Source organism: Streptomyces sp. NPDC111516 (assembly GCF_055635345.1).
Window position 1 is genome coordinate 341,316 of record NZ_JBVKBV010000007.1, and the last position, 19,230, is coordinate 360,545.

Annotated in this window: 16 protein-coding genes and 1 pseudogene; 11 read left to right on the forward strand and 6 right to left on the reverse strand. The window is 68.4% G+C overall.

Annotated features, from left to right (window positions below; all coding sequences use genetic code 11):
• Positions 1–388 precede the first annotated feature (388 nt).
• From ACZ7L9_RS17145 to ACZ7L9_RS17160, 4 genes are all read right to left on the reverse strand, one after another.
• Positions 389–517 (reverse strand): hypothetical protein, encoded by a 129-nt coding sequence (locus ACZ7L9_RS17145; protein WP_471415963.1) that lies wholly within the window; start codon positions 515–517, stop codon positions 389–391.
• A gap of 340 nt (positions 518–857) precedes the next feature.
• Positions 858–1,805, reverse strand: coding sequence for an AraC family transcriptional regulator (locus ACZ7L9_RS17150; RefSeq protein WP_471415964.1), 948 nt, complete (start codon positions 1,803–1,805; stop codon positions 858–860).
• Between the two features lie 228 nt (positions 1,806–2,033).
• Positions 2,034–2,846, reverse strand: coding sequence for a phytanoyl-CoA dioxygenase family protein (locus tag ACZ7L9_RS17155; RefSeq protein WP_471415965.1), 813 nt, complete (start codon positions 2,844–2,846; stop codon positions 2,034–2,036).
• Between the two features lie 441 nt (positions 2,847–3,287).
• The gene (locus ACZ7L9_RS17160; RefSeq protein ID WP_471415966.1) at positions 3,288–4,544 is read right to left on the reverse strand and encodes an amidohydrolase; all 1,257 of its coding nucleotides are present in this window, start codon (positions 4,542–4,544) and stop codon (positions 3,288–3,290) included.
• Positions 4,545–4,958: 414 nt separating this feature from the next.
• On the opposite strand from ACZ7L9_RS17160, the gene ACZ7L9_RS17165 reads away from it, so the two are divergent.
• Complete coding sequence (locus ACZ7L9_RS17165) at positions 4,959–6,488, forward strand: helix-turn-helix domain-containing protein (protein WP_471415967.1); 1,530 nt, start codon at positions 4,959–4,961, stop codon at positions 6,486–6,488.
• A 272-nt stretch (positions 6,489–6,760) separates the two neighbouring features.
• Here the strand turns inward: ACZ7L9_RS17165 and ACZ7L9_RS17170 are convergent.
• Positions 6,761–6,901 (reverse strand): annotated as a pseudogene (locus ACZ7L9_RS17170) (IS630 family transposase); the annotation flags it as partial.
• Between the two features lie 59 nt (positions 6,902–6,960).
• Here ACZ7L9_RS17170 and ACZ7L9_RS17175 point away from each other — a divergent pair.
• On the forward strand, positions 6,961–7,185 hold the full coding sequence (locus ACZ7L9_RS17175; protein ID WP_471415968.1) for a hypothetical protein: 225 nt from the start codon (positions 6,961–6,963) through the stop codon (positions 7,183–7,185).
• A 33-nt stretch (positions 7,186–7,218) separates the two neighbouring features.
• On the opposite strand, the gene ACZ7L9_RS17180 is transcribed toward ACZ7L9_RS17175, so the two are convergent.
• Positions 7,219–11,082: a CHAT domain-containing protein gene (locus ACZ7L9_RS17180; RefSeq protein ID WP_471415969.1), complete on the reverse strand. Its 3,864-nt coding sequence runs from the start codon at positions 11,080–11,082 to the stop codon at positions 7,219–7,221.
• A gap of 222 nt (positions 11,083–11,304) precedes the next feature.
• Here ACZ7L9_RS17180 and ACZ7L9_RS17185 point away from each other — a divergent pair, with 222 nt between their 5' ends.
• From ACZ7L9_RS17185 to ctaF, 9 genes are all read left to right on the forward strand, one after another.
• Positions 11,305–11,706: a hypothetical protein gene (locus ACZ7L9_RS17185; RefSeq protein ID WP_471415970.1), complete on the forward strand. Its 402-nt coding sequence runs from the start codon at positions 11,305–11,307 to the stop codon at positions 11,704–11,706.
• A complete protein-coding gene (locus ACZ7L9_RS17190; RefSeq protein WP_471415971.1) occupies positions 11,703–12,632 on the forward strand; it encodes a hypothetical protein in 930 nt (309 codons plus the stop codon). Before ACZ7L9_RS17185 ends, ACZ7L9_RS17190 begins: the two co-directional genes overlap by 4 nt.
• 30 nt (positions 12,633–12,662) lie before the next feature.
• The gene (locus tag ACZ7L9_RS17195; protein WP_471415972.1) at positions 12,663–13,169 is read left to right on the forward strand and encodes a hypothetical protein; all 507 of its coding nucleotides are present in this window, start codon (positions 12,663–12,665) and stop codon (positions 13,167–13,169) included.
• Positions 13,170–13,597: 428 nt separating this feature from the next.
• Positions 13,598–14,293: a helix-turn-helix transcriptional regulator gene (locus ACZ7L9_RS17200; protein WP_471415973.1), complete on the forward strand. Its 696-nt coding sequence runs from the start codon at positions 13,598–13,600 to the stop codon at positions 14,291–14,293.
• Positions 14,294–14,384: 91 nt separating this feature from the next.
• Positions 14,385–15,353 carry a threo-3-hydroxy-L-aspartate ammonia-lyase gene (locus tag ACZ7L9_RS17205; RefSeq protein WP_471415974.1) on the forward strand — a complete coding sequence of 323 codons (969 nt, stop codon included), beginning with the start codon at positions 14,385–14,387 and terminating at the stop codon, positions 15,351–15,353.
• 199 nt (positions 15,354–15,552) lie between these two features.
• Positions 15,553–16,395, forward strand: a complete 843-nt coding sequence (locus tag ACZ7L9_RS17210) for an alpha/beta fold hydrolase (RefSeq protein WP_471415975.1) — start codon at positions 15,553–15,555, stop codon at positions 16,393–16,395.
• Positions 16,396–16,416: 21 nt separating this feature from the next.
• Complete coding sequence (locus ACZ7L9_RS17215) at positions 16,417–16,707, forward strand: hypothetical protein (protein ID WP_471415976.1); 291 nt, start codon at positions 16,417–16,419, stop codon at positions 16,705–16,707.
• A 273-nt stretch (positions 16,708–16,980) separates the two neighbouring features.
• Positions 16,981–18,690, forward strand: a complete 1,710-nt coding sequence (gene ctaD / locus ACZ7L9_RS17220) for an aa3-type cytochrome oxidase subunit I (RefSeq protein ID WP_471415977.1) — start codon at positions 16,981–16,983, stop codon at positions 18,688–18,690.
• Complete coding sequence (gene ctaF / locus ACZ7L9_RS17225) at positions 18,687–19,076, forward strand: aa3-type cytochrome oxidase subunit IV (RefSeq protein WP_471415978.1); 390 nt, start codon at positions 18,687–18,689, stop codon at positions 19,074–19,076. The genes ctaD and ctaF overlap by 4 nt, the downstream gene beginning before the upstream one ends.
• Positions 19,077–19,230 lie beyond the last annotated feature (154 nt).

The following is a 19,230-nucleotide window of genomic DNA, read 5'->3' on the forward strand; positions in this document are numbered from 1 at the left end:
CCACCCAGGTGTCTCAACCGTTCTGGTCGCTCCAGGTCGCAGCCGCAGCTTCGGACCAGATCACTTGAGACGGAAAACGAGAGGCACCCACCGAGAGCGATCGTTTGCCATCGACCCTAGTCGCTCAAGGTCAGGGCATCGCAACCGACTAACTTCGCTGTCAAAGGACACCCTTGATCTCTCGCAGTGAAGGTTGATCGTTTCTCAGCGAAGGCAGGTGACCGCCGCGGCGACCACCGGCGGGCATGTGGGGTACGAGTCATGGCTGGAGCGGGACCGGCTGATCCTGCTCGACTTCGACCCGGCCGTGGCCGGGATCGCTTCCCAGCCACGTTCTGGCTGCACTGGCGTGAGGACGGGAAGAAGCGGCGTCACACCCCGGACTGCTTCATACGGCGCTGACGGGCACGCCCAGGTGGTCGATGTCCGTGCCGAGGATCAGGTCGATGAGCGGACCGCGGAGACGTTCGCCGCGACTGAGCGGGCCTGCACTGCGGCGGCCTGGGAGTTTCGGCACGTCGGCGACCCTTCCGGCAGCCGCGTGGGCTGCGGGCGGGGCGGAAACGCTGCAGCCATGCGGCCTGCATACGCCGCCGGATCGACAGAGGATAGTCCCCTCTGCCATCACGGACCCCGCCGCCCCACCCAGACAACAACCGACGACCTGCGCTGCATGCTCAGGCCCTCTGAAGCCAGGACGCATGAACCAAATACGTCTGACGTGCTGAGCCGCCTGCCGCCCCCAGTTCTACCTCCAGCGCAAGAGGGCCCGGCTCGCTCAAGATCACTCGAGGTGACTGATTCCCGATCGTCGTTGTCAAGCAGTCGGAGTGTCGTGCGGAAGGGCGGGTTCGTGGTCAGGGACGTGCGCCGCGGAAATCCTCTGCGCCACCGCCAAGAGCGGCTCGGGCCGCAGCCAGACGCTCCCTGGATTCGGCTAAGCCGTGCTCGGGCTCCACCGGGAGCCACAGTTCGGCGTCGGCCTCGGTCTTCTCCGGCGACAGGCGGGTGCGCAGGATCTCAGGGCCGGTGCGGGTGCGGTACGGGTTCGACGGGAACCACTCGGTGAACACGTCTCGCCACAGCTCCTGGATGGCCTTCGGCGCCGGCCCGGAGGTGGTGAAGACCGCCCAGGTGCCGGCCGGGACGGCCAACGTGGTCGTGTCCTCCGGAGCGGCCGCGGAGGTGATCACGCCGTGGTGGTAGTCGAGTTCGGTGCCCTCGGCGCGGCTGGGGTCCAGGTCGTCACAGACCGCGACGATGCCGTGCGGCTCCTGGTCCGACAGTTTCTCCAGGCGCTCCAGGGTTTGCGGGTCGATCCCGCGGACAAAGTCCATGATCGCCTGGTTCGGCCCCGCATGCACCAGCGGTACCCGGGTCTTGAGCCCGACGACGGTGAAGTCCGCCTTGCCCACAACGCGGTATCGCATACTGCTACTCCCTTCGATGGTGAGGCGGAAGGCCATCCGGGACTGGGAGTTGAGCGCGGCGCCGGTACGCCGGGCCTCGCCCGGTCCGATGCCGTGCATGGCACGGAACGCCCGCGCGAACGCCTCGCCGGAGCTGTAGCCATAGCGCACCGCGATCTCCAGCAGCGTCTCACGTCCCGCGAGTACTTCGGCGCCCGCGAGGGTGAGCCGACGGCGCCGGATGTACTCCGACAGCGGTATGCCCGCGAGCGCGGAGAACATCCGACGCAGGTGGTACTCCGAGGTGGCCGCGATGCGTGCCAGCTCCGCCACCTCGACGGCCTGGTCGAGATGGCGCTCGATGTACTCCATAGCCTGGTTCAGCCGCTCCAGCATGCCCGGTCTCCTTCCTCTTGACGACCACCACGCCAGGCAGCGCCCACCATGCCGGACCCGACATTGACGGCGCTCCTTCCTGTGATCTTGTCCGGCATGTCGTCGTGAGGCTGGTGTGTTGTGGACAGCACTCGCCCGATGGCCGATATCGGCTGGCACGGCGCTGCCGGACGTGCCGCTGCCCGGGCACTGGCTCTCCGCCCGGTTCCAGAAACGGATGAAGCATGTCTACCCGGCACTGCAGTCGGCGCCGTCCCCGTCCGGACCGGGCGTGTCCTGTCCCAGGCCCCGACGGATCGCGATCTCCACGGGTGAGTACGCGCCGTCGGCCCGCTCCAGTTCGTACGGCGCGGCCGGCATCAGCGGCGGCTGGGCCATGAAGCGCGGCCGCACCCCATGGTGCGGTTGCGCCGCGTGCACCAGGAACGGATGGCACAGGAAGACGTCGCCCGGGGACCCGTTGGCGAGGGCGAGTGGCCGGTGGTCGGACGCCGCCACCAGATCGGGCGCAAGGGCCAGCCCGCTCGCCCCGCCCTCCCCGTACTTCTCCAGCACCTTCGGCACGTCGAGGTGTGAGCCGACCCGGATCCGGGTCGGGGCGTCCTCCTCACCGACCTCGCTGAACAGGAACAGCATCAGCAACGCCCGGCCCCGGGAGCGCAGATTCGTGAAGTACCAGCTCTCGCCCTCCGGCAGATAGCTCCCCTCGATGTGCCAGCCCGCGTCGTCCGGCTCCTCCTCGTGCGGGAAGCGAAGCGGGAACGTGCCCAGCGAGTAGCGCGGCTCCCAGCATCCCGCGCCGACGAGCAGGTCGTACGCGCGCTGCAGGGACGGGGAGTTGGGCGCGGCGGCGAACGGCCCCTGCGCCATGCCGGCCACCCAGTGCACGGGCTGCGTCCACGTCGCTGGATCGTCCGGGTCGCATCCCGTCTCTCGCCACAGCAGCCGCGCGCAGTCCGCGGCCACGCGCGGCGCGACGACGCCCTCCAACTTCACGAAGCCGTCACGGAGGAATCGGGATACCAAAGTCGTGTCATCCATGCCCCCATCGTGCGGCGACACCGGTCCCGATCACCCGACATTCTCCGCACCGCCTTTGTCGGGTGTTCACCGAGCCCCTTCTTGCCCCTCTGAGGCCGGAGGCAACCGCCCTGCGGTCACAGGACCACATTGCCGACGACGGGCAAACACTCCGCGTCCTCCTGCCCGATCAAGTCGGGTGCACGAGGCAGCCCGGAAAGTCGAGCGGCAGCGGTCGGCCCGGCTCGCTCTCCCTTTGAAGAGCAGCAGCCGGTTGCCACTTCTCGTCGGCCACGCCCGGCACTCAGACGGGCCAACTGCTCAGAGGCCGGCTGGGCGCAGTCACACTCGAACCGCGAAGCCCCCAACCAACCACTCAACCTTCAGTGAGAATCGCTCGATCTTCACTGCGAGAGGTCAGCCCTGGCCGACCGCCTTTCGCGGCGGGGCGCCGCCACCGGCTCACCTGCCGAGCCACGCGAGGGCGGCGACCGTCAGCGCGCTGACGCCGGTGTCCAGGGTCGGCCGGACGACCGGGGCAAAGGCGGGGCTGTGGTTGACCGGGATGTCCTGGGCGACGGTCCCGTTCCTGGCGGCCTCGGCGTACAGGCCGGGGTCGATGCCCCCGATGCCCCAGTAGGTGAACGGCGCACCGAACGCCTTGGGGATCTCGCTCATGTCCTCGCTGGCGGTCTGCAGGTCGATGGTGTGCGCGGCGTCGCCGAAGTGGGCGGCGAACGCCTCGGCGACGCGCCGGGTCGGCGCCTCGTCATTGACCGTGGGCGGGAAGGTGACGGTTTTCTCGATCTCGGGTGGCCTCGGGGATCGGGATGCCTTGCTCTCGGCCTCGACGATCCGCTCGATCGCGTTCAGGACCTGGGTGCGCGAGGCGTCGTCGTAGGTACGGACATTGAGCTGGATGACCGCACGGTCGGGGATGACGTTGGGGCCGGTGCCGGCATGGATGCTGCCCACGGTGACGACGGCCGGGGTGGTGGCAGCCAGTTCCCGGGAGACGATGGTCTGCAGGCGTACGACGATCATCGCGGCCATCACCACGGGGTCGACCGCGGCCTGGGGCATGGAGCCGTGCGCGCCCCGGCCGTACACGGTGATGCGCAGGCTGTCGGCGGCCGACAGGAACGATCCGGAGCGGGTGCCGACATAGCCGGCCGGATAGGGCAGGACGTGTTGGGCGAGTACCACGTCGGGTCGGGGGGCCTTCGACGTCAAACCGTCGTTGATCATGGCATCGGCGCCGTCGCCGTTCTCCTCCGAGGGCTGGAAGAGCGCCACGAAGGTGCCTCGCCAGGCGCCCCTGGCCTGGGCCATCAGCCGTGCGCAGCCGATCAGACAGGTCACGTGCACATCGTGCCCACAGGCGTGCATCACGGGCTGCTCGGTGCCGTCGTCGCCGGTCACCGTGGCCGTGGAGGCGTAGGGCAGACCGGTCCGCTCAAGTACCGGGAGGGCGTCCATGTCGGCGCGGGCCATGACGATCGGGCCCTCGCCGTTGACCAGGATGCCGATCACCCCGGTTCCGCCGATCCCTTCGGCGACTTCGTAGCCGAAGTTCCGCAAGGCGCCGGACGCCTTCCTCGCCGTGCGGTGCTCCCGAAAGCCCAGTTCGGGGTGTCTGTGCAGGTCCTTGTAGATGACCTCCAGATCGGAGCCGATGCGGTCGAGGCCTGCCAGCACGGTGTGGGCACGGTCGGTCATGGAGGCTCCTTGCGCGAGCGGGACTCTCCCCCGCGGCACGTCCCGCCGAATAAATCGACATCACGGACATCGTGGATACAGGGCGAGCCTAGTCCGGGCCTCCGTAGCCGTCAGTCCGGTGACCGCCGAACCTGTGCGCCCCGACCGGTCGGACAGTTCGGCGTTCTCACCGCCGCACTCCTCTTCGAGGGCTGACCCGGCGCCGGGCCTGGGCGGGGTACGTCCACCCCGGACGGACGCACACCGCGCGCCGTCGCGACGAGCCCGGTGGACCATGGAACGCACGGCGCATCCGTGACTCGCACCGTTCGTCACGCGCTCGCGGCCGGACAACTGCCACGCCTGCACACGACCGTCACCCGAACGGCGTACCCCGCCCCAGGGCCCATCTCATATCTGAGATAACCTTTCGTCATGTCAGACGATTACCTCGTACGCATCGGCAAGCTCATCCGTGACGCACGTCAGCATCGCGGCTGGACACAGAGTCAGCTCGCCGAGGCGCTCTCCACCAGTCAGAGCGCCGTCAATCGCATCGAGCGCGGCAACCAGAACATCAGCCTTGAGATGATCGCGCGCATCGGTGAAGCACTCGACAGCGAGATCGTCTCGCTCGGCTACGCCGGGCCCATGCACCTGCGAGTGGTTGGCGGGCGCCGACTGTCGGGCTCCATCGACGTCAAGACGAGCAAGAACGCGTGCGTGGCGCTGCTCTGCGCCTCTCTGCTCAACAGGGGCCGTACGGTGCTGCGCCGCGTGGCCCGCATCGAGGAGGTCTACCGCCTCCTGGAGGTGCTGAACTCCATCGGCGTGCGGACCCGGTGGATCAACGAGGGAATCGATCTGGAGATCGTCCCGCCCGCCCGGCTCGACCTGGACGCCATCGACGCGGACGCCGCCCGCCGGACCCGTTCCATCATCATGTTCCTCGGCCCGCTGCTGCACCGGATGGACTCGTTCAAGCTTCCGTACGCGGGCGGCTGCGACCTCGGTACGCGGACCATCGAGCCGCACATGATCGCGCTGCGCCGGTTCGGGCTGGAGATCGCCGCGACCGAGGGGCTCTACCACGCGCAGATAGACCACTCGGTCACGCCCGACCGTCCCATCGTGCTCACCGAGCGCGGGGACACCGTGACCGAGAACGCACTGCTGGCCGCCGCCCGGCACGACGGCACGACCGTCATCCGTAACGCATCCTCCAACTACATGGTCCAGGACCTGTGCTTCTTCCTGGAGGCTCTGGGCATACGCGTGGACGGCATAGGCACGACCACCCTGACCGTGCACGGCGCTCCGCACATAGATGTGGACGTCGACTACTCCCCCTCCGAAGACCCGGTCGAGGCGATGAGTCTGCTCGCCGCCGCCGTGGTGACGGAGTCCGAGCTGACGATCCGCCGGGCACCGATCGAGTTCCTGGAGATCGAGCTCGCGGTGCTGGAAGAGATGGGCGTCGACTGCGAACGTACGACGGAGTACGCCGCCGACAACGGCCGTACCAGGCTGGTCGACCTCACGGTCCGCCCCTCCAAACTGGAGGCGCCGATCGACAAGATCCACCCCATGCCGTTCCCCGGGCTCAACATCGACAATGTGCCCTTCTTCGCGGCCATCGCCGCCTCGGCCCAGGGCCAGACCCTCATCCACGACTGGGTCTACGACAACCGGGCCATCTACCTCACCGACCTGAACCGCCTCGGCGGCAGGCTGCAGCTCCTCGACCCGCACCGGGTACTCGTCGAGGGCCCGACCCGCTGGCGCGCCGCCGAGATGATGTGCCCGCCCGCGCTGCGGCCCGCCGTGGTGGTGCTGCTCGCCATGATGGCGGCGGAGGGCACGTCCGTACTGCGCAACGTGTATGTCATCAACCGCGGTTACGAGGAGCTGGCGGAGCGACTCAACTCCGTGGGCGCGCAGATCGAGATCTTCCGGGACATCTGACCGGCGCGGCGTCGTGCCCCTTGGGCCCAAGGGGCACGACAACACAACATGCCAGCTGACCTGCGAATACTTACCTTCACGGCCCTTCAGTGATCACTGTTGCTTTTCAGCACCTTGTGCAACGCATGTGCAAGATGATCTTGAATGGTCGACGATACGCCAGAGGGTCCTGAGTATCCGTCAGCCTTCACTGAGGGTTGTCACTGAAGTGGCCTCGCAACGTCCGATGTCGGTCGTGTCACGCCGACCGCATCTGGTCGACCATCGGCACCCAGGTCGAATGCGGCGAACAGGCTGGTAACGCCGTGCCGCAGGCAGCCGCGGGTGCAGCGCTCGGGCATCTCCGGCAGCACGGGCTGCGACCGGTCCAGGGCCTGCACCTGGGACTTCTCGTCGACACAGAGCACCACCGCAGGCACGCTGGCACGGTGCCGAGGGATCCGACGACGCGGCGGCGGCCCAGCTGGCGCACGTGCTGGCGGCCCAGGAGCGGGTCCTCGCCGCCGATCACCCCGACACCCTTGAAATCCGCCACTTCCTGGCCTGGTTCCGCGCCGAGATGGCCATGTCGCCACGGCAGTACGGGAGTTCACTCACCTCAGCGAACGCCTCGCCGAGAGCGCGGGCCCCGCACGCCGTCGCCGCCCGCCGTGCCCGCGAGGTCCTCACCCAGTGGCAGGGCCAGCGCCGTAAATGAGAGCAGGTGGGTGGGTGGTTGGGTGGGGTCGGGTCATGTACCGGTGTGGGTGTGGGCGGCCCACAGGCTGGGGACATGGGGGTACCTGCTGCGGAGGCGTGTAGTGGCGAGGTGAAGGGCGAGGGCGCTTCGGTCGGCCTGGGGCGGGGCCGTGCCGTTGTCGGTGAGGTGTGCGTAGAAGTCGCTGCCGAGTTGGGCAGCGGTGCGGTCGTCGACGGGCCACAGCGTGCCGATGACGTGCCGGTAGCCGGCGAGGTGGAAGGCGCCGGTGATGTGGAGGGACTCGTCGGCCAGGCGGGGGGCGGTGTTGCTGGTGTCGCAGGCGGAGAGGTAGGCCAGCTCGGCAGTCAGGTCCAGGGCGGTGATGTCGGCGATGGTCAGGGGGGTGGTGGCGTGGTCGGTGAGGACCAGGTGGCTCCGGGCGGGGGCGGTCCAGTCCGCTTCGCCGTGGCAGGAGAAGTGGGCGATGCCATGGCTGGGCAGCGCGTTGAGAACCGTGTCGCGCGTGGGGGTGGCCAGGAGGCGGGCGTCCGGGATCAGGGACGTGATGGCGGCGGTCTCGACACGGACGCCGGGCAGCGGCGGGGTGCCCGGGGCGTTGGCGGCGGCGACGACCAGGGTGCTGGGGGTGGACTGTCCGGACTGGCGGGTTCTGGCGTGGGCGAGGGCGCGCACGGTCGTGGTGTAGGAGGAGACGACACGGTCGAGGACGGTCCGCGGTCCGCCCTCCCGCTGGAGGCCGTCGGTGTGGTGGCCGGCCGCGTGGAGGGGGAGGTAGGCGAGGATGCCGACCGGGCACCACCACAGACGGGGCCAGGGCTCACCGGGCTGATGGGCGGTCGTGTGGCCGAGGTCGGTCAGAACAGGCTCAGCGACGGTGTCCCACAGCCAGGCCAGAACGGCGAGGATCTCCTGCTGGGCTTCGACACGTGCCCTGGGGGCGATCTTGTGGTCGGTGGTGGCGTGCAGGGCGGCCAGGAGTCGTTCCCCCTGGTCGAAGGCGGCACCCTGGGTCAGCGTGGGCAAGGGCACGACCCGGACAGGGGCGTCGGCGGAATCAGTGAGGACGAGGGCGTCGCAGCGGCGGGGGCTGGCGGTGACGAAGACGACGGGCCCCTCGTGCGCATGGCGGGCGAGCTCGTTGATCGGGGGCGCGTGGAGGAAGTCCTCGAAGCCCGGGAGGCCGGAGATGCGCGCGAGGAGGCTCTGCCAGGCGTCGTGGGCCTCGCGCCGGTGCTCTGCTAGGCGCTGGTTCGCCTCCCGGAGCGCTTCCGGGGCCTCCGCCGATGACGTGGGGCGGGGGTGGTTCAGGGCGTCGAGGCGGGCCCGCAGTTGGCGCAGCTCGTCCGCCAGGTGGGGGGCGTGCTCGCGCAGGCGGACGGAATCACGGCTGCGCAGACCGAGGGTGTCGGCGGCGAGGATTCCGCGGGCGTTCTCCAACAGCTCCACGGCCCGCGCCGGCCGGCCTGCGGCGAGCGCGGCGGCGGCGGCCTCCGCCGGTAGACCTGGCAGGCGGCCGAGCTGGTACTCGCGGTCCGCGCGGCTCAGACTGCCCGGGGCGAGGGACGCCGTCAGGCCAATGGCCTCCTCCACGGCTTCCAGCCCCGCCTGGGGGGCGTCGGGGCCGGAGGCCAGGAGCGCGAAGCGCCGATACGCCTTAATGCGGGTGACCGTGTCACCTGTCGTGCTGCCCGCGGCCTCGCCGAAGTAGCGGCATGCGTCCTCCCGCGCTTGCGTCCCGCCCGTGACCTCGAACAGGTTTGCCAGCTTGCCGCCGAGGCTGTTGAGGTACACGGCGCGGTGGGGGTGGTCGTGGGGGGTGGCGCTGACGGCCTCCCGGCTGACCCGTATGGCTTCTTCCAGTACCTCGATGTCGGTGACGCGTTCGAACAGGGTCTGCAGGGTGTTTCCGAGGTTGTAGAGGTGCATGGCGTGGCTGGGGTGGTCGTGGGGGGTGGCGGCCACTGCTTTCCGCTGGACCTTTACGGCTTCCTTCAGTACCTCGATGTCACCGACGCGCTCGAAGAGGGCTGCCAGCGTGCCTGTGAGGTTGTTGAGGTGCACAGCGCGGTTGGGGTGGTTGCGGGGTGTGGTGGCCACGGCTTTCCGGCCGACCTGTGCGGCTTCTTCCAGCACCTCGATGTCACCGGTGCGTTCGAACAGGGTCTGCAGGATGCTTCCGAGGTTGCTGAGGTGTACGGCGTGGTTGGGGTGGTTGTGGGGTGTGATGGCCATGGCTTCCCGGCCGACCTGTACCGCCTCTTTCAGTACCTCGATCTCACCGATGTGCTCGAACAGGGTCAGTAGCTTGCCTGCGAGGTTGTTGAGGTACGCAGCGTTGTGGGGGTGGTTGTGGGGGGTGGCGGCCACGGCTTCCCGGTTGACCTGTGCGGCTTCCTTCAGTACCTCGATGTCACCGGTGCGTTCGGACAGGGTCTGCAGGGCGTTCCCGAGGTTGTTGAGGGAGATCGCGTGGTGGGGGTGGTTGTGGGGGACGGTTGCCACGGCTTCCCGGTTGACCTGTACTGCTTCCCTCAGTACCTCGATTTCACCGACGCGCTCGAACAGGCGCTGGAGAGTGACCCCCAACGAGGTCAGGTACCCGGCGCGGTTGGGGTGGTTGTGGGGGGTGGCGGCCACTACTTCCCGGCCGGCTTGTACTGCTTCCTCCAGTGCCTCTGTCCGCCCCGTGCGTTCGGACAGCGTCTGCAGCGCGTTCACAAGGGAGTTGAGGTGCATGGCGCGGTTGGGGTGGCCTTGAGGGGTGGCGGCCACTGCTTTCCGGCTGATCTGTGCGGCTTCTTTCAGTACCTTGATGTCGCCGACGCGCCCGAACAGTGCCTGCAGCGTGTTCCCGAGGTTGTGCAGGTACCCGGCTCGGCCGGGGTTGTCGCGGGGGGTGGTGGCCACAGCCTCCCGGCCAAGCTGTACTGCTTCTTCCAGTACCGCAAGGTCACCGACGCGCTCGAAGTGGGTTCGCAGCGTGTTCCCGAGGTCGTTGAGGTACCCGGCTCGGCCGGGGTTGTCGCGGGGGGTGGTGGCCACAGCCTCCCGGCCAAGCTGTACTGCTTCTTCCAGTACCGCAAGGTCACCGATGCGCTCGAAGTGGGTTCGCAGCGAGTTCCCGAGGTTATTGAGGTAAATGGCGCGGTAGGGGTGGCCTTGGGAGCTGGCGGCCACTGCTTCCCGCTGGACCTTTACGGCTTCTTTCAGTACCTCGATGTCACCGACGCGCTCGAACAGCCGAAAGAGAGCGGCCCCCAATGAGTTCAGGTACCCGGCGCGGTCGGGGTGGCCCTGGGGGGTGGCGGCCACGGCCCCCCGGCCGGCCTGCACGGCTTCCTCCAGTACCTCGATCTCGCCGACGCGGTCGGACAGGAACTGCAAGGCGGTCCCGAGGTTGTGCAGACCGGCAGCATGGCTGGGGTGGCCCTCGGGAAGCATGGTGCGCACCGTGCGGAACGCGGCGACGGCCCGCTCGAGTACGTCCCGTTGCCCCGTGCGCTCGTATGCGGTGAGCAGATCGACGGCACGAGCCTGCGCGGTGGCCATGGCGCGCGGATCGAACTCCGGCACGGGGGTCCCGACGGCAGATTCTTGCAGCGTGCGGCGCAAAGGCTCGGGAACTGACTGAGGGCTCACTCGATGGACGGGGGCAAAGAACCGGGTAGCAGCTGCCAGATCATCCTGGCCGTGGCCCTCGGAAAGGGCGAGGTGGCGCAGCCAGTGGTACCAGCCCAGGACCTGCGCGGCGGACAGGTCGTGCTCGGGGTCGGTGACACGCTCCAAGTCGCGGGCAGCACGGCGGACCTCAGGTTCGAGGATGTGGGTGGAGTCGCCGGCGTTGAGGGCGAGGTGGCTGTTGAGGGCGGCGAGTGCCGCATCGCGGTCCGGCATGGCAGATATCCCCCGAAGGAACAGCATCACTGTCGGGGCCCGATTTGCATGCCCAGGCAAGCCGCGACTGCACGCGCAACATGGGCGTTGCGCCTTAAGTGGATGCTAACCACGGCACAAGCCACACAACCTATACTTTGGTCAACTCTGGGGAACAGGGCCCCGTTTGCTGGCGCAGGCCCCACGAGTACCAGCCAGGTGGAACCGTGCAGAGGGGGCAGCATGCAAGACGTGGTGGGCGAGCGCGTGGCGGCGCTGTGCGGTGAGCTCAGCCGCTGGCCGGAGCTGGCGACGATGATCCGCGACGCCGGGGCGCTGCCGCAGCTGAGCGAGTTGCTGGCGCTGCTCGCCAACCGGGCCGAGCCCGACGAGCGGCACGTGGCCGCGCTGATCGACGTGATCGAGGACGCCTGCGCCCGGCAGGGCCTGCCCGCGCTGACCCGTCGTGTCCCGTCCCTGCCGCCGGGCATGGGAGCGGACACAGCGGGGATTGCCGGGTGGACCTGCCCACTGGGCAGGTGCAGCCGGGTGGTCCTTCAGGACGAGACCCCGCACCCGCCGACCTGTGCAGCATCCCTGGGCGAGGACGGACGGATGAAGCCCTACTCGCCCGGCCTGCGGTGACGAGCACCTTTCTGGCCGGGATCGGCACGAAACTCGCCGATCGGTGGCTCAACGCGCTGCTGCTGCCCGGCCTGTTGTGGACCGCGCTGCTCGCAACAAGCCTGCACCTGGGCCAGGACCACCCCTTCGCCGCCGACCGATTGGGCGACTGGCTCGACCAGCTCTCCGCCCGCCCCGCCGCCCACGCCCCCGGCACGGTCGCACTCGCCGCATCCACGATCCTGCTGGCCAGCACCGGTGTGGGACTCCTCGCCGGCACTCTCGGCGGCCTGGTCGAGCAGTTGTGGGCGCTGCCCGGCGACCTCCCACCTGCTTCCTGGATACGGGCCTGGCGCCAAAGACGTTGGGACACGGCAGGCGAGCAATTGAAGACCGCGATCCGGCACGCCGCCCGGGCCACAGACTACGGGGCCGCCCGGACCCGCGCCGCCCAGGTGCGCGCCCGGCAGCGCCGACGGGCCCGTCTCGGCCCCGCCCGGCCGGGCCACACCACCCGCATCGGCGACCGGTTCGCGCTCGCTACGCTCCATGCCGCCCAAAACAACGGCCTCGACGACCTGGCCCTGGCCTGGCCACGCCTGTGGACTGTGCTGTCCGCTGAGCTCCGCACCGACCTCGCCGCCGCCCGCGACACCTACGCCGCCACCGCCCGCCTCGCCGCCTGGGGGCTGCTCTACTTCACCCTCACCGCCGCCTGGTGGCCTGCCGCCCTGATCGGCGCCGCAGTCCTGACCACTGCCGCAGTACGCGCCTTTGCCGCCGCGGATGTCCTGGCCGACCTGCTCGAGACCGCCTGCGACCTGCACCTCAATGATCTGGCCGACCGCCTTGGCATCCCCACCACCACGCCCGCCCCGGACACCGGACACGCGATCACCGGACGCCTGCGTACCACCGCCCCAAGCACCTCGGACAGGGCCTTGTAGGGGCCGTGGTCAGAGGGCGGTCTGCAGCCAGTGGACCGCGAGGGCAACAACGAGCACGCTTCCGGACGCCTGGGCAGCACCACCGTCGCCCGGGTCGACCTGGCAGCCGGGACCGTGACCGGCGACGGCTCCACCTCCGCGTGCAGCCACGGCATCGGCTCCGACGACGCCGGCACCTTGTACAACGTGTCGGCGACCGCGATCAGCGTGAACATCACTCCCTCGGGGGTGCTGAGCTCGCTCGACGAGGCGACCGGCGAACCCACCGGCGACGGGACCACCCTGCGGATCGGCAAGCCGTCGTCCCTCGCCGTGGACGGTGCCCACAAGATCGCCGTGTTGTCCGTCAGTCCCCGGACCGGCACCCCGTACTTCGACGCGGGGATGTACGTCCCGGACAACAACGCCACCAGCCAGTTGTCCGTCGGGGACCTGACCACCGGCACGGTGCCGAAGACCCTCGCCGGATTCGCCATCGGCAACCACGGCGGCGCCGACAACGCCATCCAGCTCGATCCCACACCGCGGACCGGCTGAACGTATGGGCCGGGCGACGCACAGATCCAGCAGGTCGCTGCTGACCCCGGAACTCCCAGGAAGATGCGCGTAAAGGACGTGAACGCGTCGTCTTTGCTGGACTGGTTGCACGATCGTCGTCGGCTGCCGCTTCGGACGGGTTCGTTTGCGCAGGTCAGATACGTCGTATAGGAGTTCCGGGACATCTGACCGGCGAGTGCCGCCGCACCTGCTCCGACCTGCGTTAATGCAAGCCTGGAGGGGGCGCGGCGGCATCCGTGGGACTTCTCTGGGACTTTGCGCCTCCAGCCGGGGGGAGTTGCGTTTGGACAATGAATGCAGATCTAGACGATTCTGCTAGACACGGTTACCTTGCTCTTGGAAGACTGGGCCAAGTACCCGGAGCCCGCCCCCTGTGGTGCCCGCCTGACGATCCAGCGAGGGGATGCATGGACCACGTCACAGAAACCACGGAACAGGACCGGCACACGGACCGGGCCCTGCCCACCCCGGCCGAAACGGACGAGCACCTGATCCGCGAGGCGGAGAAGATCGCTGTCGCCCTGGGACGCATGTTCCCTGGCCTGTGCGAGGTGGTCCTGCACGACCTGCGTGACCCGCAGCACGCGATCCGCGCCATCGAGAACAACCTCTCCGACCGTCAAGTCGGAGATTCCGCAACCGAATTGGGCCTGGCCCGCATCGCCGATCCCCAGTACCCGAGCGTGATCCAGAACTACCCCAACCAGTTCCCCGACGGCCGCCCCGCGAAGAGCACCTCCATCGGCATCAAGAACGCTGCGGGCGAGTACATCGCGGCGTTGTGCCTGAACCTCGACGTCTCCGTGCTGTCACCAGTCACGCTCGCGTTGTCGAACCTGGTCGCCACGGACACCGACAACCGGCAACAGCCTCTGGAGACGCTCCGGGACCGCAACGCGCGTGAGCTGCACGAGACGGTCGAGGCTCTGGCCGCGGAGCGCGCCGGCACCCCGAGGTCGCTCAGCCGGGCGAACAAGAAGGAGCTCGTGCAGCAACTGCACCGTGACGGCTACTTCGACTCGCACCACGCTGCCCAGGCCATCGCCGACCTGCTCGGCGTCTCCCGGGCGACCGTCTACAACTACACCAAGGACTCTTCATGACCGCCGGTTCGACCGATCCCGCGCGCGTCTCCGGCTGGTGACCTGCCGCCCGTAAGACATCTCCCAACGTTCACCCGCGCAAGGACCCGCCATGGCCGCTGCACTGCCCGTTTCCTTCGACGACGTCCGCCAGGCCGCCGCACGTCTCGAAGGCATCGCCCACCGCACCCCCGTCCTCACCTCCCGCGCCCTGAACGCCCTGGTCGGCGCCGAGGTGTTCATCAAGTGCGAGAATTTCCAGCGCATCGGAGCCTTCAAATTCCGCGGCGCCTACAACGCCGCCGCCCAACTGCCCGCCGGGCAACTGGCCAAGGGCATCGCCGCCTACTCGTCCGGCAACCACGCCCAGGCCACCGCCCTGGCCGCCCGCGAACTGGGCACCACCGCGGTCATCCTCATGCCCGAGGACGCCCCCCGCTCCAAGATGGAAGCCACCGCCGGCTACGGCGCGGAGATCGTCACCTACGACCGCTACACCCAGGACCGCACCGCCCTCGGCGAAGCCCTCGCCGCCGACCGCGGCCTCGCCCTCATCCCGCCCTACGACCACCCGCACGTCATCGCCGGACAGGGAACCGCCGTCCTCGAACTCTTCGAGGAGACCGGCCCGCTCGACGCCCTCGTCGTGCCCGTCGGAGGCGGCGGCCTCATCGCCGGCTCCGCCACCACCGCCAAGGCACTCCACCCCGCCACCACGATCATCGGCGTCGAACCCGAAGCAGGCGACGACACCAAGCGCTCCCTGGAACGCGGCGAACGCGTCACCATCCCCGTGCCCCGGACCATTGCCGACGGCCAGGCGCTGCCCACACCAGGCGAGATCACCTTCGCCATCAACCAGCGTCTGATCGACGGCGTCTCCCTCGTCAGCGACGCGGAAATCATCACCGCCATGCGTTTCGCCTTCGAACGCCTGAAGATCGTCCTCGAACCCAGCGGAGCCACCGCCCTGGCTGCCCTGATGGCAGGGCGCCTCGAAGGTGCGCCCCGCAGGATCGGCATCATCGCTTCCGGCGGCAACATCGACACCCAGCGGTTCACAGAACTCATCACTGGCTGACGCCTCCGACGCCCTGCTATGGCGGGCTCGCTCAAGGACTCGCGCAGGAAGGCGCAGAAGGAGACCATCCATCGGTCCTCGGGGCGGCCCGGTTTTGATGCCGGGTCACTGCCAATCCGTAGGTCGACGGTTCGAATCCATCCCGGCCCATGACTCCGGGCCCGGGCTCCAGCCCCATGGCTCCGGCTATGGTGATCCGATGGCCACTTTCATCGCCAATGAGGTCGCCCTCGGCATCGAGTCCTTCGGTCGCGACGACGCACCGCTCGTCCTGCTCGCGGGCGGGACGACGATGCTCTCCTGGCCCGACGCGCTCTGCGAGCGCCTCGCCGCCGCCGGGCGCCACGTGGTGCGCTACGACCTGCGCGACAGCGGCGAGTCGACGACGGCGGACCCGGAGGCGCCCGCCTACACCCTGCGCGACCTCGCCGCCGACGCGGCGGCCCTCGCCGACGCGCTCGGCGTCGGGCCCGCGCACCTCGCGGGCATCGGCGTCGGCGGAATGGTCGCCCAGGTGGCCGCGCTCGACCATCCGGGCGCGTTCTCGGCGCTCACCCTGGCCGGCACCCGCGCGGTCGCGCCCGGGCTGATCGACGATGACCTCCCCGACCACGACCAGGCGACGATGAGCCGGCTGTTCGCGCATCCGATGCCCGATTGGACCGACCGCGAGGCGGTGGCGGAGTTCGCCGCCACCGGCGCGGAGATCCTCGGCGACGACCCCGTCGCCGCGCGCGCGATCGCCGCGCGCATCTGGGACCGCACGCCCGGCACCGCACCCCCGGTCCAGATGGCCAACCAGATGGGCATGGTGTTCTCCAAGCTCGACTGCAGACCCCGCTGGCGCGAGCGCCTGCCCGAGATCGACGTCCCCACGCTCGTCGTCCACGGCCGCCGCGACCCGTTCTTCCCCGTCGGCAACGGCGAGGCGATCGCGCGCGAGATCCCCGGGGCGCGGCTGCTCGTCCTCGAGGAGGCCGCCACTGCGATCCCCGATGCGGCGGCCGGCGAGGTCGCCGACGCAATGCTCGCGCTCGGGTAGCGGACGCGGCGACCGGCGGACATGGTGCAGAGGTTCAACACCAATACCCGGCAGAACGCCGCGCGTCTCGGCGTGTCCGGCACACCGGTACACGCCTACTACGGCGACCGGGCGGACGGCGCGTGGATCTTCTGCACGGGGGTTGCCGGCAGCGGCTTCGACCCCGACCATCTGCACGACATCCTCAACCAGCTCCCGGCGGTCGACGACGACGACGCCGGTGACCGGACCACCACCAGCGCCATTGATGCCACGCCCGGTCCGCACGGCAGCCGGGCGATCCGCGCCGAGGTCGAGATCCCGCGGCGGTAGCGCCGGCCGCCCGTCTCCGATGGCTCGGTATCCAATGCCTCGACGGTCCGGTTCCGATGCCGCCGGGACGCCGGCGTTCACCCCACACGGATACAAAGGGGGCGTGGTCTCCGCGCGGTGCGTGCCCGAGGCGCGGGTGGCTTGGTATGACGGTCGAGGGGCGAGTCGTAGGCCCGACCGTCCAGGCAGGTTCCCGTTGGGCCGACCGCAGCTGGTCACCAGGCGCGGTGGTGAGCCGATCCCCGCCGTTCACCCAGTATCTCTGGAGGGGCCATGGCACAGCTGGACCACCCACACACGCAAACGCCTCTGGATGGCACGAACCCGCGCGTCAGTTCGGGCGTCAGGATCGGAAATTACCTGACCACGACCGATCACAAAACGATCGGCAACATGTACCTGGCCACGGCGTTCTGTTTCTTCCTTCTCGCCGGCGTTCTGGCGATGCTGATGCGCGCAGAGTTGGCGCGGCCAGGCCTCCAGGTCGTGAGTTCGTTTCAGTACAATCAGCTCTTCACCATTCACGGCACCGTCATGATGCTGTTGTTCGCGACCCCCACCTTCGCCGGGTTCGCAAACGCCGTCATGCCGCTACAGATCGGCGCACCTGATGTCGCCTTTCCGCGGCTCAACGCACTGACGTACTGGCTCTATCTCTTCGGCGGCCTGATCGTCGTCTCGGGATTCGTGGTTCCGGGTGGCGCCGCCGCTTTCGGATGGTTCGCCTACGCTCCGCTGAACGATGCCATCCGCTCGCCGGGCGCCGGCGGAGATCTTTGGGCCATGGGGCTTGTCCTTGCCGGGCTGAGCACGACGCTGGGTTCCGTTAATTTCATCGCCACCATCGTCAGCTTGCGTGCCCCTGGCATGACGATGTTCCGAATGCCGATCTTCACGTGGAACATCCTTTTCACATCCATTCTTGCCCTGCTGGCGTTTCCCGTATTGACGGCGGCATTGCTGGTGCTGATGGCGGACCGAAAGTTCGGCGCACACGTCTACGATCCAGCCAATGGAGGTGCGCTGTTGTGGCAGCACCTCTTCTGGTTCTTCGGCCACCCGGAGGTATATATTGTCGCATTGCCATTCTTCGGCGTGGTCACCGAAATCCTCAGCGTCTTCAGCCGCAAACCCGTCTTCGGTTACATCGGCATGGTGGGGGCGACGATCGCCATCACCATGCTGTCCGCAGCGGTGTGGGCGCACCACATGTTCGCGACGGGCGCGGTGCTGCTGCCGTTCTTCTCGCTGATGTCCTTCCTCATCGCGGTGCCGACCGGTGTCAAGTTCTTCAACTGGATCGGCACGATGTGGGGAGGAAGCCTCACGTTCGAGACACCGATGCTCTGGTCGATCGGTTTTCTGGTGACCTTCCTGCTCGGTGGGCTGAGCGGCGTTCTCGTCGCCTCACCGCCCATGGACTTCCACCTCACCGATTCCTACTTCGTCGTGGCTCACCTGCACTACGTCCTGTTCGGCACCATCGTCTTCGCCACGTTCGCAGGGTTCTATTTCTGGTGGCCCAAGATGACGGGCAGGATGCTTGACGAACGCCTCGGCAAGGTTCATTTCTGGACGCTGTTCGTCGGCTTCCAGACCACTTTTCTGGTCCAGCACTGGCTCGGTGAGAGCGGAATGCCCCGACGCTATGCGGACTACCTCGCCGTCGACGGCTTCACCACCCTCAACACGATCTCATCGATCGGCGCCTTCCTGCTCGGCCTTTCCACCCTTCCTTTCCTGTACAACGTATGGAAGACCGCGAAGTACGCGGAGAGGGTCGACGTGGACGATCCGTGGGGGTTCGGACGGTCGCTGGAATGGGCAACTTCCTGCCCTCCACCGCGTCATAACTTCGAGGCAATGCCGCGGATCCGTTCCGACTCCCCCGCCTTCGACCTCCACCACCCCGAGGTGCCCTCAATGCAACGTACTGGTAGTGATATGTCGACCCCTGACACATCGGGAGGACACGGCGAATGAAAACCGAGGCGTATCTCTTCGCAGGTGTGGCGCTGTTCTTTCTTCTCACCGACGCGGCCTACATCGTGTTCGCTCGTGAGCCTGCTGGGGGCACCGCCCTCACGGTGTCCTTCGTCATGTCGGCACTCATCTCGTTCTTCTGCGCCATGAACTACCGCCGCAAGGGCAAACGGCCGGAAGACCGCCCGGGCTCCCAGATCCAGGAACGCACCGGTGTGCTGGACTTCTTTCCGCCGCAGAGTTCCTTCCCGGCACGGACAGCCGCCGGCATGGCGCTGCTGAGCCTCGGCATCGTGTACGGGCTGTGGCTCTTCCTCATCGGGCTCGGAATCACTCTTGCCGGCGTCTTCGGGATGACCTTTCAGTTCGCCGGACGCGAGGACTGACACCCGATCTCCCGGACAGCGCATGGGCGAGCCGGCCCGACGAAGGCCTGGCACGAAGCGCTACTGAACTTGATTGGGTGATGTCGGTCTGATCGTGTCAGTTGTTCAGGGTCAGGCCGGTGCCTATGAGGCAGCCGTCGATGAGGTGCGGTCG

Bases quoted from the DNA above. Each gene is read 5' to 3' on its own strand.
- ACZ7L9_RS17205 (WP_471415974.1), top strand. From the start codon at position 14,385: ATGGCCGCTGCACTGCCCGTTTCCTTCGACGACGTCCGCCAGGCCGCC.
- ACZ7L9_RS17160 (WP_471415966.1), bottom strand. From the start codon at position 4,544: ATGACCGACCGTGCCCACACCGTGCTGGCAGGCCTCGACCGCATCGGC.
- ACZ7L9_RS17165 (WP_471415967.1), top strand. From the start codon at position 4,959: ATGTCAGACGATTACCTCGTACGCATCGGCAAGCTCATCCGTGACGCA.
- ACZ7L9_RS17200 (WP_471415973.1), top strand. From the start codon at position 13,598: ATGGACCACGTCACAGAAACCACGGAACAGGACCGGCACACGGACCGG.
- ACZ7L9_RS17155 (WP_471415965.1), bottom strand. From the start codon at position 2,846: ATGGATGACACGACTTTGGTATCCCGATTCCTCCGTGACGGCTTCGTG.
- ctaF (WP_471415978.1), top strand. From the start codon at position 18,687: ATGAAAACCGAGGCGTATCTCTTCGCAGGTGTGGCGCTGTTCTTTCTT.
- ACZ7L9_RS17215 (WP_471415976.1), top strand. From the start codon at position 16,417: ATGGTGCAGAGGTTCAACACCAATACCCGGCAGAACGCCGCGCGTCTC.
- ACZ7L9_RS17185 (WP_471415970.1), top strand. From the start codon at position 11,305: ATGCAAGACGTGGTGGGCGAGCGCGTGGCGGCGCTGTGCGGTGAGCTC.
- ctaD (WP_471415977.1), top strand. From the start codon at position 16,981: ATGGCACAGCTGGACCACCCACACACGCAAACGCCTCTGGATGGCACG.
- ACZ7L9_RS17180 (WP_471415969.1), bottom strand. From the start codon at position 11,082: ATGCCGGACCGCGATGCGGCACTCGCCGCCCTCAACAGCCACCTCGCC.
- ACZ7L9_RS17210 (WP_471415975.1), top strand. From the start codon at position 15,553: ATGGCCACTTTCATCGCCAATGAGGTCGCCCTCGGCATCGAGTCCTTC.
- ACZ7L9_RS17150 (WP_471415964.1), bottom strand. From the start codon at position 1,805: ATGCTGGAGCGGCTGAACCAGGCTATGGAGTACATCGAGCGCCATCTC.